This is a genomic window from Sporotomaculum syntrophicum, assembly GCF_009932395.1.
Lineage (GTDB): Bacteria > Bacillota > Desulfotomaculia > Desulfotomaculales > Desulfallaceae > Sporotomaculum > Sporotomaculum syntrophicum.
The window spans coordinates 409,835-418,307 of sequence record NZ_LSRS01000001.1 but is presented as its reverse complement, the minus strand read 5'-3'; the positions used below and the strand labels follow the sequence as shown (position 1 = coordinate 418,307).

Here is an 8,473-nt window from a genome sequence, read left to right as displayed (position 1 = left end):
TTCTTGTTGAACCGTCTTTATTTTTAAATGTTTTTGTTCTAGCATACATGGCACCTTAATTATAGCATGGCAATCCATATGCTAAAAGTTATTATATGGAAAACGTGGCACTACGCTTTTTGAATTTCTCTAATATTGACCCTTGATTTTACTGGGTTTGTTGGAGGTTAGATTCGAAAAATGATGGAAAACTGTCAAACTCGAGTCAGATAAATGCTAAATCATAATACCGGGGGAGTCAAGCATAATGTATTTTGGGTAAGCTTAGCAAAGCTTGCAGTCCCTAGTTAATATAAATACACCTTCTTTGCTCAATTAATAAACCTTACAGATTTATTACGAAAAATTTACATAAACATCGCACTAAATTAAAACTCATTTTTTATAATCATAACAAAGGAGGTGATAAATTAATGAAGTTAGAAGCTGATTTGCACGTTCATACCACCGCTAGTGGTCATGGATACAGCACTATTAAAGAAATTGTCGAGAGTGCCAGCCAAAAAGGTTTGAAAATAGTCGCCATTACTGATCACGGGCTGCAAATGCCGGGGGCGCCGCACTGGTATCATTTTACGAATATGATATCTTTGCCACGGGTAATGCAGGGAGTTGAGGTTTTACGGGGTGTGGAGGCTAATATCCTGGATATGCGGGGTAATATTGATATGTCGGAGCGGGTGATAACTGATTATTTGGATATCGTTTTGGCAGGATTCCATAATGGGGTTGGGTACACTGGCACCAACATTGATGAAAATACTCAGGCCATGATAGCAGCCATTAAAAACCCATACGTACACATCATTACGCACCCCGGCAATCCCAAATACCCAGTTGATGTCGAAGAAGTAGTGCTGGCAGCAAAAAAACATAATAAGGCGCTGGAAATTAATAATAGCTCATTTACCGTAAGACCGGGCAGCTACACATTTTGTAATCAGTTTGCCAAGCTGGCTAAAAAACACAATGTATTAGTATGTATTAACAGCGATGCTCATATTTGTTATAATGTTGGTGAACATACCAATGCATTGGCTCTGGCTCTACAAGCCGGCATACGCAAGGAGCAGATTCTAAATGCCTCAGCACACAGAATTGCTGATTTCTTGGCTTTCCACAAACAGCAGTCGGAACAAATTGCTCTTGCCCAATAGTTTTGAAAATACCTCGTAGATGATGCCTAATTTTAAAGAGTTTCAGCTAAATTTCTGTGGAATAACATATTTATTACCGTATGTTTAATGTATAATCTTCACTTTTCTATCTAACCATACATATAGTGCAAAATTAACTAAGTTGGAAATAACCTGCCGGTTTAAGGATAAGCTCCTTGCTCAGCAGTTTTTTTATTTTAATCGATTTGTTTGGCAAAGATATCTTGACAAAGCAGCGAATACTGTAATAATGAGAGGGATTAATAAATGTCCAATGGGAATACCGGAACGGAAACACAATCTAAAACTATCAAGATTCTGTAAAGGATGATGAAAGTTATGTTATTGAGTTGATGTAGTAATTATAATGGACTGTTAAGTATGCTGCCTATTCTGTCAAGTAAGCATGAGGAAGACTGGGGACTTGAAGATCCATGATGATGAAAGTAATTGAGCAGATCGAAAAAAAGATTAAAGACTTTCTGTGCGACTAAGGTATAATTACAAAGACAAAGGAGACTGTTAACAAAGGGATATTAATCGCAGCAGCAGATAACAGGCGTGTACCCTTTTAACTGATTTACAAACCTTACAAAAAATTAACATAAGCTTAACATTCTTTTGCTAAATTTATCATTATTAAAAAGATAACTTAGCTATTTTTTCGTTAACCCGTACTAGCTGAACTCTGTTCTTATAAGGCAGGAGGTTATGCAAATGATATTTAAAAAGAAAGATTTTTTCTTTACAACCCTGATGTTAAGTGCCCAAAACTTGAAAGAAGCCAGTGACCTATTCCTGGAGGAAATCAATAATTTGCGAGAAGTGGAAGAATACGCAACAAAAATCAAAGATCTCGAGCACAAAGGGGACGATTACACCCATGATATTATTCGCGCCTTGAATAAGACTTTTATCACGCCGCTGGAAAGGGAAGATATCCTTGGCCTGGCCACCAAGATCGATGACGTTATTGACGGCATCGAGGAATGCGCGGACCGTCTGTGCCTGTACCAGGTTAAACAGGCCGACGAATATATCGTAGCATTTGCTGAGAACATTGTTAAAAGCTGCCATGAAATAGTGGCGGCAATGGACCTGCTGGAACAAAAAAAGTTACCGGAAATGATGCAACACGTTTTTAGAATCAATGAACTGGAAAATGAAGCAGACAGTCTTTTGCGGGTATGTATCAGAAGTTTATTTGAAAAGACTGACGACCCGATCCTGATTATTAAGAAAATGCAATTATATGAGATGCTGGAACGGATCACGGATGTTTGTGAAGATGTAGCCGACATCCTTGAATCTTTGCAAATGCGTAATTCATAAGGAGATACAGCATGGATCCAGCAATTATTCTGGTTTTCATTGTGGTTCTGATGGCCCTTTCATTCGATTTTATCAATGGCTTTCATGATACTGCCAATGCCATTGCCACTTCCATATCAACCAAGGCATTGACTCCCCGGATAGCCATTATTTTAGCTTCTACCATGAATTTAGTAGGCGCATTAACCTTTACCGGTGTGGCCAAAACCATCGGCGGCCAAATTGCCGACCCCTTTGTGCTGGAAAATGGCCTGGTTGTTGTTTTAGTTGCCTTAATCTCAGCTATTTTTTGGAACCTGGTCACCTGGTATTACGGCATACCCAGCAGCTCCTCCCATGCCCTGATTGGCTCACTTGCCGGTGCGGTGGTGACTGCCGCAGGTTTATCCGGGGTTAATTTAGCTGGTTTTGTAAACATAATTGAAGCGCTTATTTTATCACCTTTTGTAGCCTTTGCCGTGGGTTATGTGATCATGTCTGTCTTACGGTTTTTCTTTAAAAATGCCAATCCTCAGCCGACCAACCGCGGTTTTAGATTGCTGCAGATATTTACCGCGGCGTTCCAGGCTTTTAGCCACGGCACTAATGACGCGCAAAAATCAATGGGTATTATCACCTTTGCCCTGATTGCCGGTGGGTTGCATACAACCCTGGACATACCCTTCTGGGTTAAATTATCCTGCGCGATAGCGATGGCTTTGGGAACCTCCGTCGGCGGCTGGAGGATTATCAAAACCGTGGGCGGCAAAATCATTAAGCTGCAACCCATGAGCGGTTTCGCTTCTGATGTAACCTCTGCAACGGTAATTCTCACTGCCACCGCACTGGGCCAGCCCGTCAGCACCACCCACGTGATATCTTCCGCCATCATGGGCGTTGGTTCGGCCAAGAGTTTCTATTCGGTAAAATGGGGCACGGCGCAGAAAATGGTAACCGCCTGGCTGATTACCCTGCCCATAACCTCCTTTATAGCCGGGCTGCTCTACTTGGTGGCTGCTATTTTTATTTGAAATGTAGTGGAGAGGCAGAATCATAATTACAGTAGTATTATTTGATTTCAATTCTTCAAAGCCTTATGGAAAACTTATGTCTATTATTAGTTGTCTACAGATATAAAGTAGTATTTTGCTGTGCTATACCTTAGCTAGCCATAGCAGGAGGTAACATATTTTGCTCACAGTTGGACTGGATATCGGTTCGGTAATGACCAAAGTAGTTTTAATGAGAGACGACATATGGCAAAGCTTTGTGATGCCGACGGGTTACAGCCCGCGGGAGGCGGGAGAGCAGGCTTTGGCAAGGCTCTTACAAGAGCATGACCTGACTCGCAGGGATATTGACATGATAGTTGGCACCGGTTATGGTCGTGTTTCGCTCTCTTGCATTGACAAGGCGGTCACAGAGATCACGTGCCACGCCAGGGGCGCCGACTATCTGGTGCCGGGAACCGACCTGGTCATTGATATCGGCGGCCAGGATAGCAAGGCGATCCTCACCGATGGAGCGGGAAACGTGACTAACTTTATCATGAATGATAAGTGTGCAGCCGGCACCGGACGATTTCTACAGGTGATGGCCGCCGCCCTGGGCTGTGAAGTTAGCGAGCTGGCTGAGCTGGCCGATAATGTCGAACCGGCTCAGATCAGCAGTATGTGCACTGTTTTTGCCGAGTCGGAGGTGATCAGCCTGCTGGCCCGGGGTGTCGGCAAGGACCGGATTATCGCCGGCATTCACCGCTCTGTGGCTAACCGTGTTGCCGCGATGGCTGAACGGCTGGGCACGGGAAATAGCATTACCTTCACAGGTGGAGTGTCTAAAAATGAAGGGGTGAGGGATTGTCTCGCCCGGGCATTGGGCAAAGAAATAATTACCGTGCCGGAGGCCAGTCTGGCCGGTGCCCTTGGGGCAGCCCTGATTGCCCGAGAAAAATTAAATAAACAGGCCTGAGCCGGCCTGTTTATTTAATTTTACCGAGAGCTCTAAACCAGCTAATTTGCTTATCAAGCTTTTCAGAAAAGCCTCTACGAAGCGGGGGAAGGTCACTTTTTACGCCAATGTAACAGATAAAGTTTGACCGGACAGGTTGAGGTAAATATGGGTGGAGGCAATCCTGCCCAGGTTGAGGCGGCGGGAAGCTAATGTTAATGTGAGGGTGCAATGAAACAACCGTTTCTTTGCACCCTCTGCTGTTTTACCGAAGCTTTTTGCCTGGTTTCTTCCCAAGACTTATATTAAATCATTAACGCTGCATAATAGAATTTCACATATGTAAAGTTCTGCGGTAGGTTAAAAACAAAAATTAGCTTTATTTAGGAATCTTTATTATTACGGCAGCATGTACCTATAAAAGAAAACTATTTGACTTGCTAATTCAATGGAAAATATTAATAACTCAAATAAAGGAATTTAATTGTCTAATTACTAAATATGATTTATCAATTCACATATCGGGACTGTATCTTAGAGGGGGTGCCAAAGTGGTCCAAAAGGTAGTGGATTATAAATGTAAAAGATCCGATACGGCGGGGATAAGCGAGAAAATTATCACTGACCTCAAATTGGAATTTCCGAAAAGCTATAACAACGCAAGTATTATGGCGGAAATTTCTCTAGCCATAAAAAAAGAGGAAGGCAACCGAGTATGCCTGTTACCCTTTTGCCATACGGTAGAGGCAGAAGCTCTGGGAGGTATGATTAATTTAAGCGAAGGAAAATTTGGTCCCCGGGTAGCAACTTATGCGTATAATTCCGAGGAAGAGCTTTTGCAATTGCAGGAGATTGATTTTAGCCAGGGAAGAATCGGTGAGGTATTAAAGGCATGCCAAATACTCAAGGCACATGGGGAGAAAGTTGTATTAGAAGTTTCAGGTTTTTTTACCATTCTAAATTCCTTAATCGACGTTACCAAAATCTTTAAAGCGTGGCGTAAGGATGCCCGGACGGTGGAGAAAATCTTCAACTTTTTAGCAAACAACTTGTACTTATTTTTTAAAGAGGCGAAAAAGGCTGGGGTGGCTATTGTCTCCTATGCGGACCCCGCGGGAAGTGTCAATATTATTGGGCCTAAGTATACGGAACTGGTCGCTAGGGACTTTACAGTGCCGTTTTTAAAAAAGGCAGCTGCTTTGGCAGACAACAATTTTATGATCCATTTATGCCCTAAAACAAGCTTGATTTTGCTCAGCCTGGAGTTGACAGCAAGAAAGACTTTAGATTTGGACCGGAGGATTAATTACGTAGAAGCCTGTTTAATGGCTATCGGCAGGGAAAAAATCATCGGGCAGGCGTGTATTAAAGATGCCCGGACCGTTTTAAATCATGGCAAAATTATAGCCTTACAGTTTGTTTAACCAGCTAGATTAAATACAAGGATTTGATGTTGCCAAAGATGTACTAATGATACCATCTATTCGGCGGCTCAAGAATGTATTGGCAATGCCGGAAAGTATTCGGTCATCCCATTAATATAGATTTATTTCATGGCTGAACGCATGATAAATGCAGGTTGAGGTGTTTTGGTTTAAAACAAGAAGGGTAGGGGTAAAATGATGATTCAGATGCCGGATGATTATGAGAATTATCTGGAGGCCAGAAAAACCGGCTTTACGCGAATAAAGGACTTAAAAGAACAGGGCAGAAAGATGGTGGGTATGTTTTGTGCTTATACGCCCTGCGAGCTAATTTCGGCTGCCGATGCGATTGCCGTGGGTCTTTGTGGTGCCCTGGAAGAACCAATCGCTTATGCCGAATTAAAGCTGCCCAGGAATTTGTGCCCCTTGATTAAATCCAGCTACGGTTTTGCGCTGAGCGGTATCTGCCCGTATTTCAATAATTCCGATATTATCATTGGCGAAACCACCTGTGACGGCAAGAGAAAAATGTACGAACTGCTGGGAGAAATGAAACCCATGCATGTGATGCAGCTGCCCCCCAGCCGTGAAAGCGACCTGGCGCTGGATTTTTGGGAGGCTGAGGTGATACGGGCCAAGGAGTTTATTGAGCAGCATTTGGGCGTAGAGATTACCGATGCTAAGCTGAGGTCGGCTATTAAAAAGGAAAATAGGCTGCGTAGAGCGATACTTGGTTTGTATGAACTGGGCAAGCTTAATCCCAGCCCCATATCCGGTTATGAAATCGGCAATGTTTTGGATTGGAGTGAGTATGCTTTTGAAACTGAAGCCATTATTGCCAGGCTGGAGGATGTCACAGCCAGGTATTTAGCAGAATATAGACAGAATCTCGAGGGTACCCAATCCAATCGACCCAGAATTTTGATTACGGGCTGCCCCACCGGTGGGGTGCGGGAAAAAATCATCCGCCGGATTGAGGATTTAGGCGCGGATATTGTTGCTTATGAGAACTGTAGCGGTCCCCGAGCCATGATGGATTTAGTGGATGAGGAAAAGGAGCCGGTTCGGGCGATTGCCGAAAAATACTTTAGGGTAAACTGCTCGGTTTTAAGCCCCAATCCCGGGCGGATGGAGGCTTTGCGCTCGATGATAGTGGATTATCAGGTGGATGGGGTTGTTGAGGTGGTCTTAACGGCCTGCCACACTTTTGCCATTGAATCTCATTATGTAAAAGGGTTAGTTAACGAGGAAATGAAGATTCCGTATATGTATATCGAAACTAACTATTCCAGCGCCGACCAGGGCCAGACGGATACGAGGCTTGGCGCGTTTATTGAATTGCTGAGCCCTGTGACCAAACGGATGAAGCGGGAGTCCGCCGGCAACTCTCTACCTGCTAGGGAGGTTTACCGTGAGTACTCAGATTAACATAGTATCTGGATTTTTGGGGGTTGGTAAGACCACCTTGCTAAAAAAATCATTCCATACCTTCAGGGCACAACCGTTATATTAGAAAACGAATTTGGTGATGTTGGTATCGATGCGGATATCATTCAGGAGGAGTTGCCTATTAAAGAAATTTATGGCGGTTGCATTTGCTGTAGTTTAGCACAGGATTTTCAAACAGCCATTAAGGAGTTGCTGCTGGAGTACCACCCTGACCAGATATTAATCGAACCCTCCGGGGTAGCCAGCTTGGCAGATATTATCAAGGCCTGTAGAAGCGTTGCTGAGCATCCTCAACTTGAGTCCTGTATAAACCACGTAATAACCATCGTGGATGTTGGTGCCTTTGATGCATGCTTAGAAAGTTTCGGGGGATTTTATCTGGATCAAATTATTAATGCCCGTACTATTCTGTTGAGCCATTTTAATAAAATAAATGCTGGTGAGGCTAAGCAAATAATTGCTCGGATTAGGTCCCTGAATAGTAATGCCTTTATACTTAAGGAAGACTGGCTTACCTATGAGGGCGATAAGTTATTGGAAATATTTGAAGCGACAGGAAACTGGGAAGTCTCTATGTTAGAAATACCCTTTTCACATACACTTAATGAATTTGAAACATTCTCGATTAGCCGACCTAGAAATTATTCTGTGCCTGATCTGGAGCAAATGTTGACTGCATTAAATAATCATGAATATGGTTTTATTGTAAGAGCCAAAGGTATTTTGGAACTAAATACCGGTGAATTGATTCACTTTAATTTTACCCCGCAATATTGTAATTGGGAGTATTTAGAGGAACCTAAGCAAGTTAAGGTTATTGCTATTGGCAATGATATAAACCAGAAAAAAATCGCTGCTTTGTTTGGCTAGCTTGATAATTTAATTTGCCTGGCAATTATTAATAAGGGTTCAAAGAAACGCTTGTTTCATTGCACCCTTGCCGTTTAATTATAATCCCTGGGATCTAAGGGCGATTTTTCAGTAAAGCCGCATCGGCACTGTGTAGGCAACAAGCGCGAGCTCAATCAAGGTATAAGTGTCATAATGTCTTTTTTTCCAATCCCAAAAGGACAGTATCCCTAGCGTTGCTGCTAACACTTTACGATAAAAGAAACCTATTTGTTATATTCTGTGTATTTAAAATATCTATAATAGAAATAAAGGATTTATATTATTAGTCTTTAA

7 protein-coding genes are annotated in these 8,473 nt (G+C 42.6%); all 7 read left to right on the top strand.

Translation table 11 applies throughout. From position 1 onward, the window contains the following. Positions 1-413 precede the first annotated feature (413 nt). The 7 genes from SPSYN_RS02095 to SPSYN_RS02065 all read left to right on the top strand — a co-directional run bounded on the left by SPSYN_RS02095 (position 414) and on the right by SPSYN_RS02065 (position 8,158). Positions 414-1,157 carry a phosphatase gene (locus SPSYN_RS02095; RefSeq protein ID WP_161820839.1) on the top strand — a complete coding sequence of 248 codons (744 nt, stop codon included), beginning with the start codon at positions 414-416 and terminating at the stop codon, positions 1,155-1,157. A gap of 717 nt (positions 1,158-1,874) precedes the next feature. Next, positions 1,875-2,489: a DUF47 domain-containing protein gene (locus tag SPSYN_RS02090; protein ID WP_161820838.1), complete on the top strand. Its 615-nt coding sequence runs from the start codon at positions 1,875-1,877 to the stop codon at positions 2,487-2,489. Positions 2,490-2,500: 11 nt separating this feature from the next. Further along, positions 2,501-3,499 (top strand): inorganic phosphate transporter, encoded by a 999-nt coding sequence (locus SPSYN_RS02085; protein WP_161820837.1) that lies wholly within the window; start codon positions 2,501-2,503, stop codon positions 3,497-3,499. Between the two features lie 160 nt (positions 3,500-3,659). Continuing rightward, positions 3,660-4,436: an acyl-CoA dehydratase activase gene (locus tag SPSYN_RS02080; RefSeq protein WP_161820836.1), complete on the top strand. Its 777-nt coding sequence runs from the start codon at positions 3,660-3,662 to the stop codon at positions 4,434-4,436. Between the two features lie 530 nt (positions 4,437-4,966). Further along, positions 4,967-5,839 carry a uroporphyrinogen decarboxylase family protein gene (locus tag SPSYN_RS02075; protein WP_161820835.1) on the top strand — a complete coding sequence of 291 codons (873 nt, stop codon included), beginning with the start codon at positions 4,967-4,969 and terminating at the stop codon, positions 5,837-5,839. Positions 5,840-6,034: 195 nt separating this feature from the next. Continuing rightward, complete coding sequence (locus SPSYN_RS02070) at positions 6,035-7,267, top strand: double-cubane-cluster-containing anaerobic reductase (protein ID WP_341478842.1); 1,233 nt, start codon at positions 6,035-6,037, stop codon at positions 7,265-7,267. A 48-nt stretch (positions 7,268-7,315) separates the two neighbouring features. Then, the gene (locus SPSYN_RS02065; RefSeq protein WP_161820939.1) at positions 7,316-8,158 is read left to right on the top strand and encodes a GTP-binding protein; all 843 of its coding nucleotides are present in this window, start codon (positions 7,316-7,318) and stop codon (positions 8,156-8,158) included. Positions 8,159-8,473 lie beyond the last annotated feature (315 nt).